Below are 25,682 nucleotides of genomic sequence, written 5' to 3'. Positions count from 1 at the left end.
TACTCTGCGCCCCTCTGCGTTAAAAAACATTGATTCTGTACCTCAGTTAAATGGGAATTCCAATAACATAATTAATATCATATAAAAAACAATGGTAGTTGCACAAAAACAAAGTAAAAATAAAGATATTGAATCTATTTATCCCCTTTCACCTACGCAAGAGGGGATACTCTTTCATACTCTCTATGAGTCGGAATCGACAATCTATTTTGAGCAGTTTCAATTAACTATTCATGGCAATTTAGATTCAGGTATATTTGAACGAGCTTGGCAACTGTTGGTAGAGCGACATTCGGCTTTGCGGACTCTTTTTGTTTGGAAGAATCGCAAACAATCAGTTCAGGTGGTGCGTAAACAAGTGAATTTGCCTTGGTCTATTTTAGACTGGCGAATGTTTCCTCAGCAAGAGCAAGAAATACGTCTCAATTCTTTCTTAGATTCAGATAAAAAACAAGGTTTTGAACTTGACAAAGCTCCATTAATGCGCTTTGCTTTAATCCGAGTAGCCGATGAAACTTATGAGTTTGTTTGGAGTTTTCATCACCTATTAGTTGATGGCTGGAGTTGGCCGATTATCTTCAAAGAATTGTTTGCTTTATATGAGTCAATTCAGAACGGTCAACAGTTATATTTAGCTCCCAGTCGTCCTTACCGAGATTATATTAATTGGTTGCAACAGCAAGATTTAGCTGAAGCGAAGGCATTCTGGCAACAAAATCTTGAGGGGTTTACTGCACCTACGCCTTTAATAGTTGAACGATCGCTAGGGCAGAGTTCTCACCAACAGCAAAATATTGAGGTGCGATCGCAACATCTATCAGCCGAGACGACAACTACCTTAAAATCTTTTGCCCAACAACATCATCTCACACTTGCCACCTTGGTACAAGCAGCTTGGGGGCTGTTACTAAGTCGTTATAGTGGTGAGTCTGATGTAGTTTTTGGCACTACTGTATCTGGCCGCCCACCTACTTTATCTGGTGTGGAGTCGATGGTGGGATTGTTCATTAATACATTACCCGCACGGGTGAAAATCCCGGATACAACCGATTTGTTAACCTGGCTGCGGTTGTTGCAACAAGAATATATAGAACGAGAGCAATATTCATACACCCCACTGGTAGATATTCAAGGCGTAAGTGAAATTCCTCGCACTCAACTTTTGTTTGAAAGCCTGGTTGTATTTGAAAACTATCCTGTAAATGTAACATTGCAGCAACTCCCTGGAAACTTAAGCATTGGGGAACTACAAGACAGAGGACAAACCAATTATCCTCTCACACTGCTGGCAATTCCTGGCGAGGAAATGACTGTAAAAATTTACTACGATCGCCAACGCTTTGATGCAAACATTATCGATCGCATGGCTGGTCATTTCCTTACTCTGTTGCAGGGAATTACCGCTAATCCTCATCGCACCCCAGGCGAGTTACCGATACTGACTCCAAGAGAGCAAGATTTGCTTTTAGTACAGTGGAATGCTACCTCAGCAGCGCATCCCATCAATCGTTGCATCCATCAATTATTTGAGGAGCAAGTTGAAAGAACACCCCAAGCTTTGGCAGTGGTATATGAAAATCAACGATTGACTTATCAGGAGTTAAATCAGCAAGCCAATAAAATCGCCCACTACTTGCAACGCTTCGGTGTGAAACCAGATGTCCCAGTGGGTATTTGTGTGGAGCGATCGCTAGCAGCTGCTAGCGCTATTTTAGGAACTCTCAAGGCTGGAGGAGTTTGCGTTCCCCTCGATCCTACTTATCCATCAGAGCGTTTAGCCTTCATGCTCAACGATTCTCAAACACCAGTCATCTTAACTCAAACACATTTGCAGTCATTATTTAATGGCAACTTGGCTCATCGTCTAATTGTGTTAGATGAAGATGAAGACGAAATCGCCAAAGAATCTGAGAGTAATCTGCAAGTTGAGGTAGGAGTTGATAATTTAGCCTATATCATATATACCTCCGGCTCTACTGGCACTCCTAAAGGCACTCTTGTTACCCAGCGATCGCTCGCCAATTTAGTAGCACACCATCAGGCAAAAATGGCTACAGGTATTGGTGTGCTTCAGTTTGCTTCCCTGAGTTTTGATGTCAGCTATCACGAAATATCCGTGGCGTGGGGCTTGGGAGGCACGCTGTATATGATTTCTGAATGCGATCGCAAAGATTTAGATAAATTAATTCATTTACTTGCTAATAACCCAATTGGTAAAGTTTTTCTGCCAGTTAGCCTTTGGCAGCAATTAGCAGAAATATACGGAGAGCAAGAACATCTATTTCAGAATATTCGGGAAGCGATCGCTTGTGGCGAACAACTCCAAATTACTCAGCCTACGATCGAGCTGTTTAAGCGTCTGGAAAATTGTACACTCTACAATTTCTATGGCCCTACAGAAGCAGACTTAGTGACAGCTTATACTTTTAGCCAAAACCCAGATGAATGGCCGATTTATCCGCCCATTGGTAAAGCTGCTGTCAACGTGCAAGTTTATTTATTAGACAACAATCTGCAACCCGTGCCGATTGGTGTGGCTGGGGAACTCTACGTGAGTGGTGATGGTTTGGCTCGTGGCTACCTCAACCGTGCAGATTTGACGAATCAAAAATTTCTCCCCAATCCGTTTACCGATTTTGGATTGCCGATTTTAGATTTTAGATTGAGGGACACAAGTGAAAATTTCCAATCTGCTGAAAGTTCTGAGAATCCAAAATCCAAAATCCAAAATCTAAAATCAAGTTGTTTGTACAAAACTGGGGACTTAGCCCAATATCTACCAGATGGGAATATCGAGTTTTTGGGACGGATAGATGATTTAGTAAAAATTCGGGGCTTTCGCGTTGAACTGGGAGAAGTTGAAGCCGTTCTGAGCAAACATCCTCAAATTAACCAAGCAGTAGCAAAAGTGTATGGGGAAAGTGCCAGGGAAAAATATTTAGTCGCTTACTTTGTCCCCATTGTGGGAGAGACAATCACAGTCGAACAACTGCGGACTTTTTTAACTAAGCAATTGCCAGATTATATGATTCCATCGGCTTTTGTCGAAATGGAATCATTCCCGCTCACACCCAATGGTAAGGTAAACCGTCGCGCTCTCCCAGAACCAACAACCAGCCGACCGGAATTAAGTCAAACTTTTGTTGAACCGCGTACTCCCACCGAAGAAATTTTGGCTGGGATTTGGAGAGATGTTTTAGGGTTAGAACGAGTTGGTATTTACGATAACTTCTTTGATTTGGGGGGACATTCTTTACTGGCAACTCAGGTGATTGCTTTAACGCGCAAAGCATTTGGGATAGAATTACCACTGTTAAGTTTGTTTGAGTCTCCGGCGATCGCACCTTTAGCCGAAAAAATTGCTACAGCTAAAGCCCCAGACCGGCAGGAGTTAGCTCTAAAACGACTTCCTCCCCAAAACGAGCCAATACCAATTTCTTTAACCCAGCTAGAGTTGTGGTTTTTTGACCAATTCTATCCAGGCAATTCCATCTATAACCTGCCTTTGGGTCTATCGCATCACAGGTGCGCTTAACGAGAAAGCATTAGAGGAGAGTTTAAGAGAAATTGTCCGGCGACATGAGACATTGCGATCGACTTTTCAGGTTAAGAATGGCCAAGTCGTCTATGCTGTTATTAACGAGCCTGTCTTTGACTTTTCAGTAATCGATCTCCGGCACATCAGCGAAACTGAGCGCGAAGCTCAAGCTACACAACAGGCTGAACAGGAAATTAAGCATCCTTTCGATTTGGCACGAGGCCCTTTATTACGCAGCAAGCTTTGGCGTTTGGATGAACAAGAGTATCTATTCGTTGCCGTCACCCACCATATCGTTGCTGATGGTTGGTCTTTTAGTGTCCTAACCCAAGAACTAGCAAAGGTTTACGAAGCCTTTTGTGAGGGTAAGCCGTCGCCGTTGACTGAGTTACCGATTAAATATACCGACTTTGCTCAATGGCAGAGGCAGTGGTTACAAGGAGAAGTCTTAGAGTCTCAGCTTCAGTTTTGGCAAAAGCATTTAGGCACTAGTCCGCCAATATTGAAGCTACCATGCGTTAGCGAAGCTGGCCGTAGGCATCGCCCACGTCCACCAGTGCGAACCTTCAAGGGTTCGAGTCAATCAGTATTTCTCTCAAAAAAATTAACCGAAGCGCTGAAGGCACTGAGTCAACAGGAAGGCGTAACCCTGTTTATGACATTGTTGGCAGCATTCCAGACATTACTCTTCTCTTATACAAGACAGGAAAATATCATTGTCAGCAGCGCCTTGGCAAATCGCACCAAAGTAGAAACTGAAGGACTGATTGGTTTCTTTGTCAATTTACTGCCATTTTGTACCAATTTAGGAGGAAATCCCAGCTTCCGAGAACTACTTAGCCGAGTGCGCGAGGTAGCCTTGGGTGTTTACGCTCATCAAGAAATGCCCCTGATTAAGCTAATAGAAGAACTCCAACCAGTCAGAGATCCCAGTTACACATTAATAAATCAAGTAATGTTTGTCTTTCAAAATACTCCAGAGGATAATTTACAATTTGCAAATCTTACTTTGAAAGAGCAGTTGATTGCTAGAGATACAAAAGATACCGCAGAGTTTGATTTAGAGTTAACGCTCGAAGAAACATCAACAGGTATTGAAGGTCTGCTTGTATACAGAACCGATTTATTTGAAGCTGCCACTATTACCAAGATGGTCGATAATTTTCAGACTTTACTGGAAAAAATAACGACCAATTATAACCAGCGTTTAACTGAACTTATCTTAATATCTGAACCCCCAAGTTTGCCCACTCAAACTGTTGTTTCTCCAATATCGAGGGATTTTGTTACACCTCAAAATTCTATCGAAGAAGTTGTATTAGCTATCTGGAAAGAAATTTTAGGGATAGATCGGATTAGCACTCAAGACAACTTTTTTGAACTGGGAGGACATTCTGCTCAAGCTCTTGAAGTTATCTGCAAACTACAGTCAGCTTTGCAAGTCGAACTACCGTTGATTTACTTGTTTGAAAAACCTACTGTATTTCAGCTAGCAGCAGCCATCCAATATCAATTAAATAGTTAAGGAATTTCATTTCCATGTAGGGTGTGTTGTCGCATAGCGCAACGCACCGTCAACAATCCAAGGTGCGTTAGCCTACGCATAACACACCCTACGTCTGGAAGTACTTTAAACTTCGATTTATTCTTGCCTACTTATCTAATATTTAAACTGCTCTGTCCAAGCAAATCTTAATTTAGAGATGAAAAACATGGAACTTACAAAAAATAATCAAATAATTGAAAATACCAAACATAGTATTAGGGAAGTTACTCAAATATCTAACGAATAACTTCGTATATTGCATGAAATTCCTACATTTAGAACGATTGTTCAAACATTCGTTGTCAGAGCATCATCTATACCCAAGTATGCCACCGTCTAACTACTCCAAGATACATGAGTTAATTCAAGATCGCCTTCAGTATATTGAAAAATCATACTTGATGTTTCATCTCAAAGTAATGCAGGGCTTGATTTCGGCAAAAAGTCATTAATGAATCGCTTTTTTAATCAAAACACATTTATGATGCAATATCGTAGATTCGGGCGTACAGAATTGCCAATGCCAGTCTTTTCCTGTGGCGGAATGCGCTACGTCTATACTGAGTATAAGGAGCTGACTCAAGAACAAATTCCCGATGAAAATCAGCAGAATTTAGAAGCCACTATTCGCCGTTCTTTAGAAGTTGGCATTAATCACATCGAAACTGCCCGAATGTATGGAACTTCTGAGATGCAATTAGGAGCTATTTTACCTAAATTGCCTCGAGAAAAAATTATTGTCCAGACTAAGGTTACTCCTACATCTGACTCTGAAGACTTCCGCCATTTATGTGAGAAATCTTTGGCTTTATTAAAGCTAGATTACATTGACTTATTAACACTGCATGGCATTAATAATTATCAACATCTTGAAGATAGCATTCGTCTCAATGGCTGTCTTGATGTAGCGCAACAGTTGCAAGCTCAGGGTAAGGTAAAGTTTATTGGTTTTTCTACCCACGCTCCAACAGACTTAATTATCAAAACCATTGAAACCAATCAATTTGATTATGTCAATCTCCACTGGTACTACATTAATCAATTCAATTGGCCCGCCATTGAAGCCGCCACACGTCATGATATGGGTGTATTTATCATTAGCCCATCAGATAAAGGTGGTATGCTTTATAAGCCTCCACAAAAGTTATTAGACTTGTGCTATCCTCTTAGCCCGATGGTGTTTAACGATCTGTTTTGTTTGAGCCATCCGCAAGTACATACTCTCAGCTTGGGCGCATCTAAACCATCAGATTTTGACGAACACTTGAAGGTTATAGAACTTTTAGAACGAGCAGATGAAATTTTACCACCAATTTTAAACCGTTTAGAGAAAGCAGCGATCGCCACATTAGGACAAGACTGGTATTGCACTTGGCACACTGGTTTACCCAGATATCCCCAAACCCCTGGTGAGATTAATATTCCAGTTATTTTATGGTTGCGAAATTTAGCGATCGCTTTTGATATGTTTGAATATGCTACAAGGCGTTACAACCACTTAAATACTGCCGATCCTTGGTTCCCTGGCTTGACAGCAGAAAAAGTTAGACAATTCGATCTAAGTGATTGTTTGCGTCATAGTCCCCATGCTGACAAAATACCAGCTTTATTAGAAGATGCTCATAGGTTGTTATCTCAACCTAGTCAATAAGAAATTGCGGAGTGGTTTCACGATGTCGCATTCTAAGTTATTAAAAAATCATCAAAAATATACTTTAATTCGTCATCGTTGGCTAGTAATTTTGCTGGCTTTTATAACTGCGATCGCCATAATTATCTATCATCAAATTACCTCAAAAATCCCAGCAATACCAACATCTGAAATTATTGTCCCTTTCCCAACTGAACCGACAACTTTCAATCCAGCTTTAATCGTAGAATCGGCTTATATTTTAAACTATACTTATGAAGGGCTAGTTAAAGAAAATGCTCGTGGAGAAATTGAACCCGATCTAGCTAAATCTTGGCAAACTTCCAAGGATAATAAACAAGTAATTTACACCCTCAGAAAAGGGCTAAAATGGTCAGATGGAAAACCACTAACGGCTGAAGATGTCGTTTTTACCTACAATGAAATTTACCGTAATCCAGACATTCCTACTTACGCCAAAGACTTCTTTATAATTGGGCAAAATCGTACCTTCCCTACTGTACGAAAGCTTGATAATTTGCGAGTAGAATTTACATTACCTGAACCATTTGCTCCATTTATTCGGGCTACAAAATTAGAAATTTTACCAGCCCATATTTTTCGGGAAAGCGTCAAAACAAAAAGCCAAGAAGGCATACCCAAATTTATGTCAATTTGGGGAACTGATACTCCCCCAAAAAATATTATTGTCAACGGCCCTTATACAATAGAATCTTATACTCCGAGCCAGCGAATAATTTTCCGCAAAAATCCTTATTACTGGCGTAAAGATACTCAAGGCAACTCACAACCTTATATTGAGCGCGTGATTGGACAAATTATTCCTAATCAAGATACTTCTTTAATCCAATTTCGTTCTGGAGGATTGGATTACATCAACGTCAATACTGATTATTTTTCATTATTAAAACATGAAGAAAGTAAAGGAAAGTTTACTATCTATAATGGCGGTCTTTTTATTGGGTCAACTGCTATTACTTTTAATCTCAATCAAGGTAGTAGGAATGGTCAAGCATTGGTCGATCCTATAAAGTCTCGTTGGTTCAATACAGTGGAATTTAGACAAGCAGTTGCCTATGGAATTGATCGACAACAAATACTCAACAATATCTATAAGGGATTGGGTAAACTGCAAAATTCGCCGATTGCTGTACAGAGCAAGTATTATTATCCTGTTCAAACTGTCTACGAATACAATCTTCAAAAAGCGAAAAAATTACTTCTAAAAGCAGGTTTTAAATACAACAATCAAGGTCAGCTATTAGACGAGCAAGGCAATATTGTCCGCTTTAGCCTAATGACGAATAGTACCAATAATGCATTGCAGGCGATGGGAGTACACATAAAACAAAATTTGAGTAACCTTGGCATAACTGTTGATTTTAATCCTGTAGCTGCTAGCATTTTCATCAATAAATTGACTCAAACTTTTGATTGGGAGTGTCAATTACTTGAGGTTGCTGTCGGTCAAGAACCAAATGATTGGGCTAATGTTTGGTTGCCTGAAGCTGGTTGGCACTTTTTTAATCAAGAATCTCAAGCAGGACAAACGCCGATAATAGGGCGACAGGTTGCAGATTGGGAACGAAAAATTGGTAATTTATACATTCAAGCAGCCTCCGAAGTGGATGAAGCAAAGCGTAAAGCTATGTATGTAGAAACTCAACAAATTACTCAGGAGTATCTGCCATTTATTTATCTAGTTAACCCTTTATCAATGGTGGCAGTACGAAATCGTATCCAAGGTATTGAACACTCTGCCCTACTAGGAACATTTTGGAACACTTACAACTTGAAACTGACTGAGATTAACTAAAGAGGATATCGTTTGTATGCAAATTCCTATCATTGATTTCAATCCTTTTCTTATAGGTGACTTAACCGCAAAAGAAGCTGTCGCTGCACAAATTTCTCTTGCTATTCATGAGGTCGGATGTTTCTACCTCAAAAATTATGGTATTCCTAATACTCTAATTGCTCAAGTTTTTTCACAAACCGAGTGCTTTTTTGCACTACCGGAGCATGAAAAAGAACAAATATCTTTCTTTCCAGATCGGAATCTTCGCGGATATCATAATTTTAAAAAGAGTGAAGATAAACATAATGCCAATGAGCTAATGACTGAAGGCTTTCATTTTGGGAAAGAAATTACTCCTGATGAAGTTGGTGCGATTGAAGATCCTTTTTTTGAACCGAATAAATGGCCTAAAAATCCAACTCAGTTTCGTGAAGTGATGATAGAATTTTTCATGGGTTGTCACGAAAGCGCCCTGAAAGTATTCCAAGCTTTGGCTATTTCCCTGAGAATTCCAGAAAATTACTTTACAAATTTATATTCAGAGCAGAATCACGGCATAGTTTTACATCACTACCCATCGATATATCATCCTCCAGAACTAGGAAAAGTTTATCTGGCAGAACATACCGACATCGGAACGCTGACATTTTTATTTCAAGATTCTGAAGGATTAGAAGTATATACAAATGCTGGGGAATGGGTTGTAGCGCCCTTCATTCCTGATGCAATTATCGTATTGGTGGCAGATTTAATGCAGCGATGGACGAACGATAAATTTGGCGCTACACGACATCGAGTTATAGTTCCAACTCAATCTCACAGTGCTAAACAAAGGTACTCATGCGCCTTTTTTACAGGCCCTAATTACGATGCTCAAATTAAGTCCATTCAGACTTGCTTAGATATAGATGAAGTTCCTAAGTATCCACCAATTCTTGCACAGGAATATTTTAAACAGCCAAAAGGGTAATTCGTAATGACGCTTTTGCGTCGCTAACATAATTCGTAATTAATACATTACTTTAAAAAGGGTTGATCCAATTGCTAGCAAAGTCAAATCCTCCAACTTGGTTAAAAATTTTGGTAATTAGCCTGATTGGGTTAGGTATTTTCTTTCGCTTTACCCATTTAGGGCAAAAAGTGTATTGGTACGATGAAATTGCTACATCGCTGGCAATATCTGGTCATACGCTAGCTGAGGTTAAACAAGAAGTTTTTAGCAATTGGGGTAATAATCAAGGCATAATTCCTGCCATCACTTTAGACAAATATCAACACATTAACCCAGATCGATCTGTGGCTGATACAGTTCGCTACTTAATAACTTCAGACCCGCAACATCCACCTTTGTATTATGTAATGGTGAGATTGTGGGCGCAAGTCTTTGGGGATTTTCCGGCGGGAGTTAGGAGTTTATCAGCAGTAATCAGTTTGTTGATATTTCCTAGTGTGTATTGGTTGTGTTTAGAGTTATTTGAATCACCACTAGTAGGGTGGGTGGGAATGGCTGTGATGGGGATTTCTCCCTTGCAGGTTTTCTTTGCCCAAGATGCACGAGAATACGGTTTGTGGATGGTGATGATCCTAGTATCAAGTGCTGCTTTGTTGCGAGCTATTTGCCGAGAAAGTTTCTCTACCTGGGCTGTGTATGCTCTCACCCTAGCCTTGGGATTCTATACCCATTTATTAACAGTAATGGTTGCGATCGCTCATGGGATTTATGTAGTTATTAGGCAAAAGTTTCGCTTTCACAAAACCTTGCGTAATTATTTACTGAGTTCAATAGCAGCTTGCTTAATGTTTTTACCCTGGCTAACGGTGCTGATTACCAAAGCTGACACAGCAACAAATCTTTTGTCATGGATAACATTTAAAACCGATAGTCCTTTTGACCTGATTGGAATTTGGCTCAGTCGGATTAGCCGAATATTTTTTGATTTTAATTTGGCTTCTGATGATGCTTGGGTCAATAATTTGCCTGCGGAAAGTCCTTTGTTTTATAGTATTCCTACAATAATAGCCAGTTTATTGTTGATTATTTACATTATCATTTTCTTGAAAAATCACTTATCAAATAACACTAGTTTATTTATTGCTTTATTAGGGGGATTTCCCGGTTTAACATTGCTTTTATACGACCTAATTTTTGGAGGAATTCGCTCCATTTATTTTCGCTATCAGTTACCCTTATACCTCAGCATCCAAATTGCTGTAATCTATATTTTAGCTTTCCAGCTTTTTTTAGCAAAGAACTGGCAGAAAAATCTTTGGCAAATTATGACGATGGGATTACTCATCTCTGGGCTAGTTTCTGATGTTAGATTTTTTCAGACTGAAACTTGGTGGTCACAAATTGGTGGCAAGAATTTGCTAGCAATGAGTCAACTTATTAATCAATCTAATAGTATTTTATTGGTAAGTAGTAAAAATGATTATAACTTGGGAGTTATCCTCACCTTAAGTCATAACTTAAAGCCAAAAGTTGGCTTACTTACAATCCAAAATGACCAGTTACCAATAATTCCTCAATATTACAATCCTATTTTCTTTGTTGACGATCTGGAAAATAGTTTAGCTCATCAGCTTGAGAAGGATAAAACTAACTCCCTGAAATTAGTCTATCCGCTTGAAGGGTTTTGGCAACTCGAGAAAAATCAGAAGACGTGAATATTTCTGATTGTAGCAGCCTCGATAAAAAATATTAAGTGAGTAAAAATTGAATGAATAAATTTATTAACTACTTTAATATTAGCTTCTTGAGAGATAAAGTCCAATTAGTTGTTTCTTCAACGCTCATAAGTCGTTTTTTTCGCTTTGCTGTAGTCGGTTTTAGTGGGGTAATTGTAGACTTGGGAGCATTTTATTTTTTACATAGCTCATTATGTTTGGCGTTAACTCTGAGTGCAATGCTTTCCACAGAAATAGCAATTATTAATAATTTTCTGTGGAATGATTTATGGACGTTTGGTGATGTGTCTTTTCAACAAAAATTAAATTTAAAGTTTCAACGTTTTGTCAAGTTTAATCTAATTTGTTTGGTTGGGCTGATTTTCAATAGCCTAATTGTAAATTGGCTATTTTATCAATTCCACGTGAATGAATACATAGCTAAATTGGTAGCGATCGCTTGTGTGACACTTTGGAATTTCTGGCTCAACCTGAAGATGAACTGGCAATTAACAAAGGCAGAAGTAGATGTAGTTGTAGATATCTAAGGAACAATCATGTTAAAACCACTAGTTATGTTTGGTTATAGTTTAATTTTTATAACTACTATATTTTTTTCTTCTGGATGCTTGAATCTCGTTTTACCCTATTACAAGACTATCCAGAACCTTGGTGAAATCAGTGTTAAATGGCAATATTTGACTGAACACAAAGATGATTATGACGCTATTTTTCTAGGGCCAAGTACTACCTACTTTGGGGTGATCCCGAAATTGTTTGATGAATACATGACGACACAGGGTAAAAGTGTAAAATCTTTCAACTTTGGTATTGCAGGTGCAAATGTATCAGAACTAGATTTTTATTTACAAAAAATTCTGGCTTTAGAACCAGCAAACTTAAAGTGGATATTTCTCGATTGTTCAGTTGACTTATTTACCAACATTGGCTCTACTTCCGTTCAAGAGATATACTGGCATACTCCTCGGAAAACACTAGAAAATTTCCAATTAATTTTGGAATCATCAATCGATAGCTGGCAAGCAAAAGTTCCATATATATACGCTAACTTTCAAAGCTTTATCTACCGATGGCTAGGAATTGGTCAACTTTCTACTTTCTGGCAGGAAAGAATATTAAATTTAGATTTATCAATTTCAGATCCATTAGCAAAAGTATCTGAGGATAGGCTCATACAAGAATCTGGATATTACGCAATAGATTGGCAAAAAAAAGCTGATAAATGGAAAACTATGTTTAGAGCAAATGGTTTGGATACTTATCAAAAAAATCTCAAAAATGAACAAGCAAAATTAGCAAATTTCAATTCAGAAAATGTATTTAACGATCCATCTACAATATATGGAGCGAAAATGATGAAGAATATTGCTTCTCGGATCGAACAACAGCAGCAAGTTAACAAAAAGAAAATGGAAGCTATATTTTTCATTCCTCCAATTCTCGAAACTGATTCCAACCCATCTGCTATTTACAGAGCGTATAAATCGGGATATATCGAGAATCTATTTGCTTTTAATAATCCTAATAATTTTACTAATTTATATGAACTAGATCGCAGAATTGATAGCGCACATCTCAATCATCAAGGCGCTGAAGAATTCACACTTTTACTGGCATCAGAATTTAGCCAATATTTGAAAAATTCTGGAGAAAAACTTATTAGTGGTAGACTTTAAATATCTAGTTTTTATTACCTAATCACTAATTACATATAAATAAATATGGTATTCACAGAATTTCGGTTTATATTTTTCTTCCTGATTGTTTTCTGCATTTATTGGGCTTTGCAGAAACACAATCATCGGAAATTGTGGCTGCTAGTCTGTAGTTATATTTTCTATAGTGCTTGGGATTGGCGCTTCCTTTTTTTGCTCTTGCTATCGACAGTTATTGATTACTTTGTCGGTTTAATGCTATCTAGACCACAGGTTAGTGATTTGCAAGCAAAAGCGATCGCCTCACTTGAGGTAGTAGAAAAAAAAGAAACTACAAGTTTTTGGAATTGGGATGGCTTGCTAAATAAACCACAAAATCAGCAACAACGTCAAGCATGGTTGATACTTAGTTTAGTAGCAAATCTCGGAATATTAGGATTTTTTAAATACTATAATTTCTTCACCGATTCTGCTGCCAACTTATTAGCTTTTTTGGGCTTACCCCTGAGTCTTAAAACCCTTAATATTATTTTGCCAGCAGGGATTAGTTTTTACACATTTCAAACTCTGAGTTATTCCCTGGATATTTATCTAGGTAAACTCAAACCTGTAAGAAATTTTTGGGATTTTTCTCTATTTGTAACTTTTTTTCCTCAACTGGTTGCAGGGCCTATTGTCCGTGCATCTACCTTTTTACCGCAACTGCTAACCCCAAAAAACTTAAGCGAGGTTGATTTTAGAGGATGTTTAATGCTTTTTTTCGTAGGGTATTTTAAGAAAGCCTGCATTTCCGATAATCTTTCGCCTGTAGTAGAACAGTATTTCACGAATCCAGAAAATTATACTTTCTTGAGTTGTTGGATTGGTGTTATTTCTTTCGTCATCCAGATATACTGCGATTTTTCTGGTTATTCTGATATGGCGATCGCTTCAGCCGGTTTACTTGGATACAAACTACCTCTGAACTTTAATTTCCCCTATCTTTCCAATAATATCACTGAGTTGTGGCAACGTTGGCACATCACTCTTTACAGTTGGTTGCGAGATTATGTTTATATTCCTTTAATGAGAAAACGACCAAAAGCTGAACGCACAGAAATGTTTGGCTATAGAAATATTCTCACTTTGATGCTTTTATCAGGACTCTGGCATGGGGCTGCTTGGCATTTTGTAGTTTGGGGTGGATTAAATGGCATCGCCTTAGTTGTTCACAGGCAATGGTCATCTCGGATCGCTCCCTATAAGGAATTAGTACCACTGAGAAAGATGCTAGGTATTCCCCTAACATTCTATTGGTTTTGTGCCTCTGTCATTTTCTTTCGGAGTAACGATCTCAGCAGTGCTGTACAAATAGAAAAATCCTTTTTATTCTTTAATTCTCTTGGTTATGAAAATCTAAATATCCAAATTGCATGGATTTTTGTACCTTTAATTATCCTCCACTGGGCGGCTTATAAGGGTTGGTTTGCTGATTGGTGGCGTAAAATTCCTAGTTGGAGTTTTGCTGTTTTATTTGGGGTGTTGGTTTCAACAATATTTCGGCTGACAGCAATTAATCCTCAACCCTTTGTCTACTTTCAGTTTTAGTGTGCGATCGCTCAATGCGCATAAATTTAGCGTAGGAAATCAAATGTTATATGGCGAAGAATAAAAATTGGATAAAGAGGTGTACCTATCTTTTAAAAAATAAAATAATAGCCCTATATGAGCAAGCTGGAAATAATTAAAAATAAAAATATTGAATCTATTTACCCTCTTTCTCCTATGCAGGAGGGTATGCTTTTTCATACTTTGTATGAGCCGGAATCAGGAGTATATCTTGAGCAGTTTTGTCTCACGCTCTCTGGAAATCTAGATATTACAGTGCTTCAACAGGCTTGTGTGCGAGTAGTGAAGCGTCACCCAGTTTTGCGTACTCTTGTGGTTTGGGAAAAGCAGGAAAAGCCTCTTCAGGTAGTATGTAAACAAGTAGAGTTACCTTGGCAAAACTATGATTGGCGTTCCTTATCTGCAAAAGAACAACAAGAGCGCCTAGAAACTTTCTTACAAGCAGATCGAGTCCAAGGTTTTGTTCTTGACAAAGCTCCACTTATGCGATTTAACTTAATTCAAATCGCTGATGATATTTACGAATTTGTCTGGAGCTTTCATCACTTGCTAATTGATGGCTGGAGTTGGCCGATTCTCTGCAAAGAGGTTTTTACTTTTTACAATGCTTTACTTAAAGGCAAATATTTATATTTAAATACTCCTCGTCCTTACCAAAATTACATAAATTGGTTACAACAACAAGATTTGAGAGCAGCAGAAGCTTTTTGGCGGCAACAACTCCAAGGATTTACTAGCCCTATCCGTTTGCTACTAAATCGGGGTGAGGTGCAAAATTCTCCACAAGTAAAAACCTACCACGAGCTGCACTGCTGTTTATCGTTGCCCATAACTGCTGCTTTACAGTCCCAAGCACAGCAATATCATCTGACAGTTTCAACTTTCGTACAAGCAGCTTGGGCAATTTTACTCAGTCGCTACACTGATGAGTCTGAGGTAGTATTTGGCGCAACTGTCTCCGGCCGTCCTCCCACTTTATCGGGGGTGGAATCGATGGTGGGACTATTCATTAATACTCTACCAGTTAGGGTGAAAATCCCAACAGCGACTCCTTTATGGCAATGGCTGAGGCAATTGCAGACTCAACAGGTAGAGCGATCGCAGTATTCTTGGTGTCCCTTAGTCAAAATTCAGGCTATTAGTGAAATTACCCAAGAATTACCTTTATTTGAAAGCATCGTGGTGTTTGAAAACTATCCACAAGATACGTCTTTCTCAAATCCAGGTCAAAGCATCCAGATTACTAAACGGCGAGTCATTGAACAAACTAATTATCCGCTCACAGTCATCGCTGTACCGGGACAAGAGTTATCCCTACGCATTCTTTATGATGGTAGCCGCTTTGACGAGGAAACGATTAACCGGATGATGGGGCATCTCGTGACTTTGTTAGAGGGTATGGTCGCTAATATCGAGCAGACAGTGAGTGAAATACCTATGCTAACTGCTGCCGAGCAGCAACAACTTTTAGTATGGAATGATACCCAAACAGATTATCCTCACAAATGTATCGCTCGGTTGTTTGAAGAACAGGTAGAACGAACACCGGATGCAGTCGCCGTTTCATTCCAATCCCAACAACTGACTTACCAGCAGTTAAATTGTCAGGCTAACAAGTTAGCACACCATCTCCAAAAACTTGGGGTAGGGCCAGAAGTGCGGGTAGGGATTTGCGTTGAGCGTTCTTTATCGATGGTAATAGGACTGTTGGCAATCCTCAAAGCTGGTGGTGCTTACGTACCCTTAGATCCGCGATCGCCCCAAGAACGCTTAAATTATATGTTGAGTGATTCTCAAGCGTCGGTATTGCTGACAGATTCATCAATTGCCTTATCTGGGCAACCATTAACAGTAGTTTGCTTAGATACATCGGATTTGTGCCAAAACAGTCAGGAGAATCCTGTTAGTGGAGTGACACCAGAGAACTTGGCTTATGTCATGTATACTTCTGGTTCTACAGGCAAACCCAAAGGTGTAGCCATGAGTCACCGTTCTCTGGTAAACCTTTTATCTTGGCAAATGGACGAAAGTGCTTGCAGTTGTGCCAAAACTTTGCAATTTGCTTCCATCAGTTTCGATGTCTCTTTTCAAGAAATTTTCTCTACCTGGTGTAGCGGCGGAACCTTAGTTTTAATCGCCGAAGAAGTACAGAAGGATGGGTTTGCATTATTACAGTTAATTGCTAAAGCAAAGGTGGAAAGACTATTTTTGCCCTTTGTCGCCCTTCAGCAATTAGCCCATGCTGCCTCTATTACTCAATCCTATCCTGCATCTTTGCGTCAGATTATGACAGCAGGAGAACAGTTACATATTACCCCTGTTTTAGTCAACTTTTTTAGAGAGCTTCCTGGTTGTACGCTACAAAATCAGTATGGCCCAACGGAGAGCCATGTAGTAACAAGTTTTACCTTAAAAGATGTGGCAAGCAGTTGGTCGCCACTTCCGCCTATTGGTCGTCCCATTGCCAACACGCAAATTTACATCCTCGATCGCCATCTGCAACCATTACCAATTGGAATTGTTGGAGAACTGTATATTGGCGGCGTGGCGATCGCCAGAAGTTATATTAATTCCCCAGAATTGACTGCTGAGAAATTCATTGACAAGGATGGGAATCGTTTGTATAAAACAGGCGATCGCGCTCGCTATTTACCTGATGGCAACATCGAATTTCTCGGTCGTATTGACAATCAAGTAAAGGTGCGGGGTTTTCGCATTGAATTGGGGGAAATTGAAACCGTACTCGCCGCGCACCCCCAGGTAAAAGAAGCAGTAGTTCTTGCTATTGACCAACCAGGAAACAAGCGTCTCGTTGCCTACATTGTCCCCAAACAGCATCTAGACACTAGCGAACTGCTTTGTTACCTCAAACAAAAGCTACCCGAATATATGTTGCCTTCTGCTTTTGTCAAGTTGCTGGATGTACCTCTAACCCCCAGTGGTAAAATAGAACGCCGTGCTTTACCAGCACCTACGAGTCGGGAAACACGTAACATTTCTACAGACTTGATTCCACCCCGTACTGCAACTGAAGAAGTTTTGACAGCAATCTGGAGTGATGTTTTAGGACTAGAAAAAGTTGGTATCCACGACAACTTCTTTGCATTAGGTGGGCATTCCTTATCAGCAATGCAAGTCATTGCGCGTTTGCGAGAAACTTTCAAAGTAGAGTTACCTATAAGCTGTCTGTTTGATTACCCGACAGTAGTTGAGCTAGAGCAGCAGATTTCAGAATACCGCCAAAAAGAGGCAGGGGAGCAGGGGAGCAGGGGGGCAGGGGAGCAGGGGAGAAATAATCTTCTCTCTCATCCTCTTCTGCCCTCTTGTCAAAATGAGTTGACTCCTTCTCTCAAACCAGTACCCCGAAACACAAAGGAGTTGCCAATCTCTTTGACTCAGCTTGAGTTTTGGATATTAGCTCAATTAAATCCGGGCATTCCCATCTATAATATTCCACTGGCTTATCGCTTGACGGGTTTACTCAACGTCAATGCCCTGGCGCAAAGCCTCGTAGAAATTGTGCGTCGTCACGAAACTCTGCGAACTACTTTTACTATTACGGATAGACAAGTTGTTCAGAGAATTATTCAGGAGCCTATCCTACCATTTTCAGTGATAGATTTGCGAAAACTTTCTCAATCTAAAACTGAGCGAAAGGCTTTGGCTCAAAGATTTGTAACTGAGGAAAAAAACCAGGCTTTCGATTTAGAACAAAGCCCATTGTTACGCATCAAACTGTTGCGGCTCTCTGATGCCGAGCATTTACTCATAGTAACTATCCATCATCTGGTTTTTGATGGTTGGTCTGTGGGTGTGTTTTTACAGGAGCTAACAAAATTATACGCAGCATTTTGTCATGGTCAGCCCTCACCACTTCCCGATTTACCCATTCAATATGCTGACTTTGCCCATTGGCAACAGCAGTGGGTTACTCGTCCGGCTTTCGTGTCTGAGCTTGACTATTGGAAACAGCAACTAGGCAATAGTACACTTTTACTAGAGTTACCTAGCAATCGCCCACGCTTGCCAGTACGAACTTTTCAAGGTGCAAGTCAAACTTTCATTATTTCTAAAAGCCTAACAAATGCTCTTAAACATTTGAGCCAACAGCACAATGTAACTCTATTCGTAACTCTATTAACAGCCTTCAAAATAGTGCTGTTCTATTACACCGGACAGTCAGATATTATCGTGGGCGTTCCTTTTGCCAATCGCCAGCAAGTAGAAACTAAAGGGCTTATTGGATGCTTTATTAACACACTACCAATACGTACATATCTGGGTGGCGATCCAAGTCTGAGTGAGTTGCTATATCAGGTGCGTGGCTGTTTTTTAGCAGCCTGCGATCGCCAGCAAATTCCCTTCGTGAAGTTAGTAGAAGCACTACAGCCAAAACGAGAACCAAGCCACTCTTTGCTATATCAAGTGATGTTTAACTTCTTGCCTCCATCAGATTTAAAACTGACAAATTTAACTGTTCATCCCTGGTCGATTGAAACTAATACAGCAGAATTTGATTGGGATATTTATCTTCAACAAACAACATTAGGAAGTGTTGAAGGGAAATGGTGCTACAAAATCGATTTGTTTGATGCTACTACTATTAGCCGTGCAGTCACTCAGTTTCTAGTGTTGCTTGAGCTGCTAATTAAGAATCCTGAATGCCGCCTGAGTGACCTTTGTTTACTATTTCAAAAGCATAATTCTCAATGCCGTGCGTAATTCGTAATTCGTAATGACGCTCCTGCGTCGCTACCGCTGCGCTAACGTAATTCGTAATTCGTAATTCCAAGATTTGAACAGTAAAAAGCTAGAAAATACCAGATTATGATGTCAAACGTACAGATGATAGAAAAAACAAAACTGACTGCTTTGCGAGAAATGCGGCTGTTTCTCGTTGTTTGGATAGGACAGTTAATTGCCCTAATTGGTTCGAGTACCACTGCTTTTGCCTTAGACATTTGGGTTTACAATCGCACTGGCTCAGTCACCCAGTTTGCTTTCATCTCCCTGTTTAATACTTTACCGCTAATCTTAATTTCCCCGATAGCTGGGCCTTTAGTAGATAGGTGGGATCGCCGAAAGACGATGATTTTCGCTGATGTTTTGGCGTGTTTGGGAACGATCGCGATCGGCGTTTTATTTGTCATGGGTCGATTGGAAGTCTGGCATATTTACTTAGCTAATACCTTTACTGCTGTTTTCATGGCTTTTCACATGCCAGCTTATACAGCATCAACAGTCTTACTTGTGCCAAAACAGCACCTCAATCGTGCTAACGGTCTGATGAGTCTGATGTATGGCATTTCCATAATCATTGCACCAACTCTCGGAGGTGTTCTACTAAGCATTGTTCATTTCCAAGGGATTATTTTGCTTCACGTAACCAGTGTGTCTATCGCTGTTGTCTCCTTGATGCTGGTTCGGTTCCCCGAAGTCAACACAAGTGTTGTTACAACTGCAAAAAGTTCATTTCTCAGTGAAGCAACTTACGGATTTACATATTTGACCGCTCGACCCCGGACTGCTGGGACTAATTTTATTCTCAGCTTGCAGTCTTTATCTTGTGGGAGGTATTAATGTCATTACTGTTCCGCTAGTGTTGAATTTCGTTTCAGTAAGCGTTCTGGGAACTATTCTTTCGCTATTTGGCATTGCTATTCTAGCAGGCGGCTTGCTCGTGAGTATCTGGGGAGGACTAGAACGCAACATCTATGCAATATACGGGTGTATGCTGTTAAATGGTGTGTTTATTATCGCCGCCGGTTTGCAACCCTCTCTTGTCATCTTCACTGTTAGCATCTTCTTATTCTCTTTGACACAACCAATCATTTCCAGTTCCACGCAAGCTGTCATGCAAAAAAAAGTAGAACCTAATGTGCAAGGTAGAGTTTTTGCGATCAAAGGCGCGATTGAAGCGGCTGCTTTACCTCTAGGCTACATCACGATTGGGCCTTTAGCTGAGAAGGTTTTTGAACCCTTAATGGCTACTGATGGTTATTTGGCGGGAAGCATCGGACAAATCATCGGTGTTGGGTCTGGTCGTGGTATGGGACTTCTACTGATTATTATGGGAGTCTTAACCATTTTAGAAACCTCTCTTGCTTACTTGTACCCTCGCTTACGGTTTGTGGAAGATGAACTTCCTAATGTTAGTAATGCAGTTGCGATGGCTACTGATACAGCTTCTAGCAAGAGTGACGTAGTTTCTTTGGTATCCTAAATTTGGCATTGCATAGCGATCGTTGATTATTTTATTTTTTTAATTATCTATTTTGAAAAATAGATAATTATTAATTTTTTTCATAAACTGCCAAAGTTTTGTATCTAGATTCAACATCAAATCCTGTATTGTTTACTTTTAAATTTTTCTGTCTTTCAATTAAAAAAATGTTCAGTTTATTTTAGAATATGCAAACCAAAGTTTCAAACGATCCTTCTCCTCCGACCTTTAATAAATTTTGGGATAAGGTAAGAGCGATCGCCGGCCCTTACTGGTATCCAACAGAGTCCAAAGAAAGAGTATTTTCAGACGTAATTCGGACATGGGGGATGCTCATTCTCCTAATTTTATTAATAATCACGCTGGTTGGCGTAACTGCCTTTAATAGCTTCGTGACTCGCTACATAACCGATGTAATCGAAGAGAAAGATTATCCTAACTTTATTAAGACAATAGTGATTTTCGCTGCTGCTCTTGTTTGCATAACACTCTTAAACGGATTTTCTAAATTTGTCAGACAAAAAATCGCTATTGATTGGTATAAATGGTTAAATAATCACATATTATCAAAATATTTGAGCAATCGTGCCTATTATAAAATTAATTTTATATCTGATGTTGATAACCCAGATCAACGAATATCCCAAGAAATTGAACCTATTACTAGTGATGCTCTGAATTTTTCGGCTATTTGTCTAGAAAAAGTGCTGGAAATGACGGTTTTCTTAGTAATTCTTTGGTCAATTTCCCAATTTATCGCCACTGTTCTGGTTGTTTACACAGTCATTGGTAATTTGATTGCTATTTACTTAGCTCAACAATTAAATAAAATTAATCAACAAGAACTAGAAGTGAAAGCAGAATACAATTATTGTTTAACTCATGTTCGCGATCACACGGAATCGATAGCTTTTTTTCAGGGAGAAAACCAAGAATCTAATATAATTCAACGAAGATTTAGTAACCTCCTAAAAAATTTCGAGCGCAAGATTAATTGGGAGAGAAATCAAGAATTTTTTGACGGAGGATATAAGGCTGCTATCCAAATCTTTCCATATTTAGTACTTGCACCTATATATATGAGTGGTCAAGCTGATTTCGGAGAAGTTGTTCAAGCCAGTATAGCTTGTAATCAGTTTGCCAATGCTCTAGCAACATTGATTAGTGAATTTGGAAATTCTGGACGATTTTCTAGTTATGTTGAGCGGTTATCTGAGTTTTCAAATGCATTAGAAGCAGTTAGCAAACAACCAGAAAATGTCAGTACAATTAAAACAATAGAAGAGAATCAGTTTGCTTTTGAAAATGTCACTTTACAAACGCCAAACTATGAACAGGTAATTGTTGAAGATTTATCACTTTCTGTTCAACCAGGCGAAGGTTTATTAATTATAGGGCCAAGTGGTCGAGGTAAAAGTTCTTTATTGAGAGCGATCGCAGGTTTGTGGAATGCGGGAACTGGTCGTTTAATGCGACCTCCCTTAGACGAAGTTTTATTCTTACCCCAACGTCCTTATATCATCTTAGGAACTTTGCGCGAACAGTTAATATATCCTAATACAAATCGTCAACTGACCGACGCCAAACTCAAAGACATTTTGCAACAAGTAAACCTGCAAAATTTATTAAGTCGAGTTGAAGGTTTTGATAGTGAAGTTCCTTGGGAAAATATATTGTCCCTGGGAGAACAACAACGTTTGGCTTTCGCACGATTATTAGTTACTAACCCTAGCTTCACTATTTTAGATGAAGCAACAAGCGCTTTAGATTTGAATAATGAAGGTAATTTATATCAACAATTACAAAAGACAAAAACAACGTTTATTAGTGTCGGACATCGAGAAAGTTTGTTTAATTATCATCAATGGGTTCTGGAACTTTCACAAGACTCCAGTTGGCAACTTTTAACTGTGCAGGATTATCGGCTGCAAAAAGCAAAAGAAATTATCACTAATTCTCCCGAAAACACTAAAAATACGATAGATGTTTTAACTGATAACATCCAAAGTCAACCAGAAATATCGACGGATATTAGCACAATTGTAGGACTTTCTCATCAAGAAATTCAGACATTAACAGACTCCAAGATTAACACTATTAGAAGCAAGGCTAGCCTTGGTAAGTCCATTACTACCAAGGATGGCTTTACCTATCGCTATGACAAAGACCCGAAGGTGTTGAAATGGGTAAGAACTTAAGAACTATTAAGATTTTTGAAAATTAAGGTCATGTTTACTAAACAGCAAAGACAACTAATTACTTACGAAACTATTTCAATCTACGAACGAACTTATCAATTACCCATTCTCAAAAATAGCGGTGTAAAAACGGTTCAAAAAACAATTAGAGAACGTCAAAGGTTAATTAAAGAAGGTGTTCGATATCATCATCAGCTTGGAGGAATAATTAAGCGAAAAGAAAAAATTAGCCAGGGAGAGATTTTTAATGAAATTCAATTATTTATTGAAGACTACAATCATATCATTGATTTTCTAAAAATTTACAAAGATACTTATCACAATTTTTTATTAAACCTTACTAACGACTTGAAGAAGTTATTCAAACAAAAATATTTAGCAATAAAAACTTTAGAAGATGAAAGAAGCAAATTAGAGCTAAAAAATTATAAAAACCCCCAAATACTTAATGAGCTAAGATGGGATAAAGAAGAAAACTTTAAAGCATTTTTATTATTAAGCAATGCTTATTTTTTGATGTTAGAAAAAATTAGCTTGCTTGGTGAAGGAATTAAAAAACTTGCAGAAGATATAAAAAAACAAAAAGAAATTGTTCAGCAAATAGTTGAGGATTTAGACACCTATCAAGAGCTTTATGAATATCAAAGTAAAGCTTATAAAATTCGTCAAGAAATAGCAAAAATTGCCCAGACAGCAATCAATTTTGAGAATTCTTTACAAGATTACTTTAGTCCCTTTCAATCTTTAATCGATGACTTCGTAAAAATAGATGAATATTTTTACGCAACTGTCGGAGATATTAAAAATTTAGGAGATAATATTTTAAAGTATCAATCAAATTTATTTAACCTTGAAGAAGCCAAGGTCATTTCTGAAAGTTTTCTCGATTTTATGGTGACAAGTTATGATAAAAAAACTAGATTAAAAGATGCTTTTATTGAAGCTAAACTATTAGATTGGCAAAGCTATAATTTAGATTCGAGCGAAAATTTTGTTTTTTTAGACAAGGGTATTGATTTAATATCTAACTATATATCTAAGCAACTTACCGATCAAAGAAAAATGCTAGGCATAGCAGAAGTAGATTTTGTCTCTACAGTGTCTCTATCTACTGTTGAAAAAACAGGGTTGATGGAACTGACTGATAACAATCTTACATTGACAAAAGAATTTTTCAGTAATAAAGATATTGATTATAGCCAATTGCAAAATCTCCTCTCACAGCATAAGTGGAAAGAAGCTGACATTGAAACAGCTAAATTAATGCTAAAAGCCATGAAAAAGAATTATTGGAATGAAGTTTATAAGGAAGATATTGATAACTTTTGTTGTCAAGACATCTATACCATTGATGAACTTTGGGAACAATATAGTTATGGTTATTTCGGTTTCAGTGTTCAGCAAACTATCTGGAGTGAAATGGGTGGTCAAGTAGATTATGAAACAGAAAAGAGACTAGGCGATCGCCTTGGTTGGCGAAAAGAGGGAAACTGGTTAGACTATGAGCAACTAACTTTTAAATTGTCCCCCATGACACCGATGGGACACTTACCAGCCAAATGGTTACACTACGATCGACATAGCTCTGACTTATCTTTATCATCTACAGAACACCTTTCAATGGGAGCCTGGCGGGTAAAATCTTGGTTAGTTTGGCAGATGCATTTATTCTTTTCTCGTACAAAAATTTGTAGTTCTTTAAAGATAATTTGAGAAGATATTTAGTAATTATAGAATTATGTTTTAAGTGTAGATTTTGTGAGGATACATATTTTCAAAATAGGTAATAGCAACTTTGGCCAATGCCTTAACCGCAGCAGAACTAATTACAGGTTGAACAAGTCCGATACTAGGAATAAATCCTGCGCGCTTTATGGATTTTTAACTCGGAATTGGATTTGGGGAAAAGGTTACTGGGTTTAGGTTAAAGGTTTTTTATTTCCCCTTTCCCCTTCTCTTTTCCCCAAAACCCGACAAGTATTGCAACAACTCCTAGTTGTGCTGTCATTGTTGATTTTATTCACTCGGTTTATTAAAAACTTCTAAAATCTGTCGGCAAATCTGCTTGAGCTTTTCCTCGATTTCACTAGAAGGCGAAGATGCACCGACAACACTCCAGTTTTCTACCGTAGAAAGTCGCCACGCCTCACCGCGATGATCGAATCCAGCCACCTCCACGCCGATCGCACGCCGGGAATTATTGATGGGATCTTGATAAAATCGGATTTGAATTAAAATACTGCGACTTCGCCAAGATTTGCTAATACCAGGAAAGTGAAAGCCAATATCTATAGAATCTGGATCGACTAACTCCCTAGTTTCCGGGTCATTTTTCCAGGGTTTGAGATCGGATTTGGCATCAGGAAACTCGAATTTGAACAAATTAACTACCGTGGCAATGTTGCTGGCGAGTTCAAGGTTTGTTGCCTGTTCAGCTGCGTTCACTAAAAAACACTCCTATATTGCGTCGGCATCTTCAAGGATGTGAAGACAGAAAAACCGCCAGAAGGCTTATATTATTGGTGTTTCAGCTTATCAAGACCTTTGAGATTTAGCAACTCTAAATCATATTTTCCTAACAATCCTCGTTACTAACAGAAGCAAAAAATCGCTTCTTGTTGGGACTGCCTAACACCTATTAAGTAATTGTACTTAAAAATTACTCCAAAGCAGATGAAACTCTGTTCTTTGGAAAAAATATCAAGATTTTCTGCAAAATCCTTGGCTGACAAGAACGATTAACTCCGCTAGCGATCTAAAATGACACTGTTAATCGG

General features: G+C 38.7%; 15 protein-coding genes. 14 read left to right on the top strand and 1 reads right to left on the bottom strand.

What is annotated here, in order from left to right:
* The first annotated feature begins 91 nt into the window (after positions 1-91).
* The 14 genes from NSTCB13_RS15835 to NSTCB13_RS15770 all read left to right on the top strand — a co-directional run bounded on the left by NSTCB13_RS15835 (position 92) and on the right by NSTCB13_RS15770 (position 24,618).
* Complete coding sequence (locus NSTCB13_RS15835; RefSeq protein WP_448272928.1) at positions 92-3,535, top strand: non-ribosomal peptide synthetase; 3,444 nt, start codon at positions 92-94, stop codon at positions 3,533-3,535.
* Positions 3,465-5,063, top strand: coding sequence for a condensation domain-containing protein (locus NSTCB13_RS15830; RefSeq protein ID WP_448272927.1), 1,599 nt, complete (start codon positions 3,465-3,467; stop codon positions 5,061-5,063). Before NSTCB13_RS15835 ends, NSTCB13_RS15830 begins: the two co-directional genes overlap by 71 nt.
* 505 nt (positions 5,064-5,568) lie before the next feature.
* Positions 5,569-6,735 carry an aldo/keto reductase gene (locus NSTCB13_RS15825; protein WP_448273217.1) on the top strand — a complete coding sequence of 389 codons (1,167 nt, stop codon included), beginning with the start codon at positions 5,569-5,571 and terminating at the stop codon, positions 6,733-6,735.
* Between the two features lie 22 nt (positions 6,736-6,757).
* Positions 6,758-8,551 (top strand): ABC transporter substrate-binding protein, encoded by a 1,794-nt coding sequence (locus NSTCB13_RS15820; RefSeq protein ID WP_448272926.1) that lies wholly within the window; start codon positions 6,758-6,760, stop codon positions 8,549-8,551.
* Between the two features lie 16 nt (positions 8,552-8,567).
* Entirely contained in the window at positions 8,568-9,503 is a 936-nt protein-coding gene (locus NSTCB13_RS15815; protein WP_445627754.1) for an isopenicillin N synthase family dioxygenase, read from the top strand.
* 71 nt (positions 9,504-9,574) lie between these two features.
* Positions 9,575-11,200: a glycosyltransferase family 39 protein gene (locus tag NSTCB13_RS15810; RefSeq protein WP_448272924.1), complete on the top strand. Its 1,626-nt coding sequence runs from the start codon at positions 9,575-9,577 to the stop codon at positions 11,198-11,200.
* A gap of 53 nt (positions 11,201-11,253) precedes the next feature.
* Positions 11,254-11,748, top strand: coding sequence for a GtrA family protein (locus tag NSTCB13_RS15805; RefSeq protein ID WP_448272923.1), 495 nt, complete (start codon positions 11,254-11,256; stop codon positions 11,746-11,748).
* A gap of 9 nt (positions 11,749-11,757) precedes the next feature.
* Positions 11,758-12,897: a hypothetical protein gene (locus tag NSTCB13_RS15800; RefSeq protein WP_448265450.1), complete on the top strand. Its 1,140-nt coding sequence runs from the start codon at positions 11,758-11,760 to the stop codon at positions 12,895-12,897.
* Positions 12,898-13,131: 234 nt separating this feature from the next.
* Positions 13,132-14,463: an MBOAT family O-acyltransferase gene (locus NSTCB13_RS15795; protein WP_448265449.1), complete on the top strand. Its 1,332-nt coding sequence runs from the start codon at positions 13,132-13,134 to the stop codon at positions 14,461-14,463.
* Positions 14,464-14,580: 117 nt separating this feature from the next.
* A complete protein-coding gene (locus NSTCB13_RS15790; protein ID WP_448272922.1) occupies positions 14,581-19,206 on the top strand; it encodes an amino acid adenylation domain-containing protein in 4,626 nt (1,541 codons plus the stop codon).
* A 105-nt stretch (positions 19,207-19,311) separates the two neighbouring features.
* Positions 19,312-20,064 carry an MFS transporter gene (locus tag NSTCB13_RS15785; RefSeq protein ID WP_448272921.1) on the top strand — a complete coding sequence of 251 codons (753 nt, stop codon included), beginning with the start codon at positions 19,312-19,314 and terminating at the stop codon, positions 20,062-20,064.
* A gap of 19 nt (positions 20,065-20,083) precedes the next feature.
* Entirely contained in the window at positions 20,084-20,707 is a 624-nt protein-coding gene (locus NSTCB13_RS15780) for a hypothetical protein (RefSeq protein WP_448272920.1), read from the top strand.
* A 188-nt stretch (positions 20,708-20,895) separates the two neighbouring features.
* Complete coding sequence (locus NSTCB13_RS15775; protein ID WP_448272918.1) at positions 20,896-22,905, top strand: ABC transporter ATP-binding protein/permease; 2,010 nt, start codon at positions 20,896-20,898, stop codon at positions 22,903-22,905.
* Positions 22,906-22,935: 30 nt separating this feature from the next.
* Positions 22,936-24,618 carry a GUN4 domain-containing protein gene (locus NSTCB13_RS15770; protein WP_448272916.1) on the top strand — a complete coding sequence of 561 codons (1,683 nt, stop codon included), beginning with the start codon at positions 22,936-22,938 and terminating at the stop codon, positions 24,616-24,618.
* A 303-nt stretch (positions 24,619-24,921) separates the two neighbouring features.
* Here NSTCB13_RS15770 and NSTCB13_RS15765 read toward each other — a convergent pair whose 3' ends face one another.
* Positions 24,922-25,350, bottom strand: a complete 429-nt coding sequence (locus tag NSTCB13_RS15765) for a hypothetical protein (RefSeq protein WP_292777668.1) — start codon at positions 25,348-25,350, stop codon at positions 24,922-24,924.
* Positions 25,351-25,682 lie beyond the last annotated feature (332 nt).

Source organism: Nostoc sp. DSM 114160 (genome assembly GCF_053470305.1).
This window is presented reverse-complemented; position numbering and strand designations above follow the sequence as displayed.

Bases quoted from the DNA above. Each gene is read 5' to 3' on its own strand.
- NSTCB13_RS15835 (WP_448272928.1), top strand. From the start codon at position 92: ATGGTAGTTGCACAAAAACAAAGTAAAAATAAAGATATTGAATCTATT.
- NSTCB13_RS15805 (WP_448272923.1), top strand. From the start codon at position 11,254: ATGAATAAATTTATTAACTACTTTAATATTAGCTTCTTGAGAGATAAA.
- NSTCB13_RS15820 (WP_448272926.1), top strand. From the start codon at position 6,758: ATGTCGCATTCTAAGTTATTAAAAAATCATCAAAAATATACTTTAATT.
- NSTCB13_RS15800 (WP_448265450.1), top strand. From the start codon at position 11,758: ATGTTAAAACCACTAGTTATGTTTGGTTATAGTTTAATTTTTATAACT.
- NSTCB13_RS15815 (WP_445627754.1), top strand. From the start codon at position 8,568: ATGCAAATTCCTATCATTGATTTCAATCCTTTTCTTATAGGTGACTTA.
- NSTCB13_RS15785 (WP_448272921.1), top strand. From the start codon at position 19,312: ATGATGTCAAACGTACAGATGATAGAAAAAACAAAACTGACTGCTTTG.
- NSTCB13_RS15795 (WP_448265449.1), top strand. From the start codon at position 13,132: ATGCTATCTAGACCACAGGTTAGTGATTTGCAAGCAAAAGCGATCGCC.
- NSTCB13_RS15825 (WP_448273217.1), top strand. From the start codon at position 5,569: ATGCAATATCGTAGATTCGGGCGTACAGAATTGCCAATGCCAGTCTTT.
- NSTCB13_RS15775 (WP_448272918.1), top strand. From the start codon at position 20,896: ATGCAAACCAAAGTTTCAAACGATCCTTCTCCTCCGACCTTTAATAAA.
- NSTCB13_RS15770 (WP_448272916.1), top strand. From the start codon at position 22,936: ATGTTTACTAAACAGCAAAGACAACTAATTACTTACGAAACTATTTCA.
- NSTCB13_RS15790 (WP_448272922.1), top strand. From the start codon at position 14,581: ATGAGCAAGCTGGAAATAATTAAAAATAAAAATATTGAATCTATTTAC.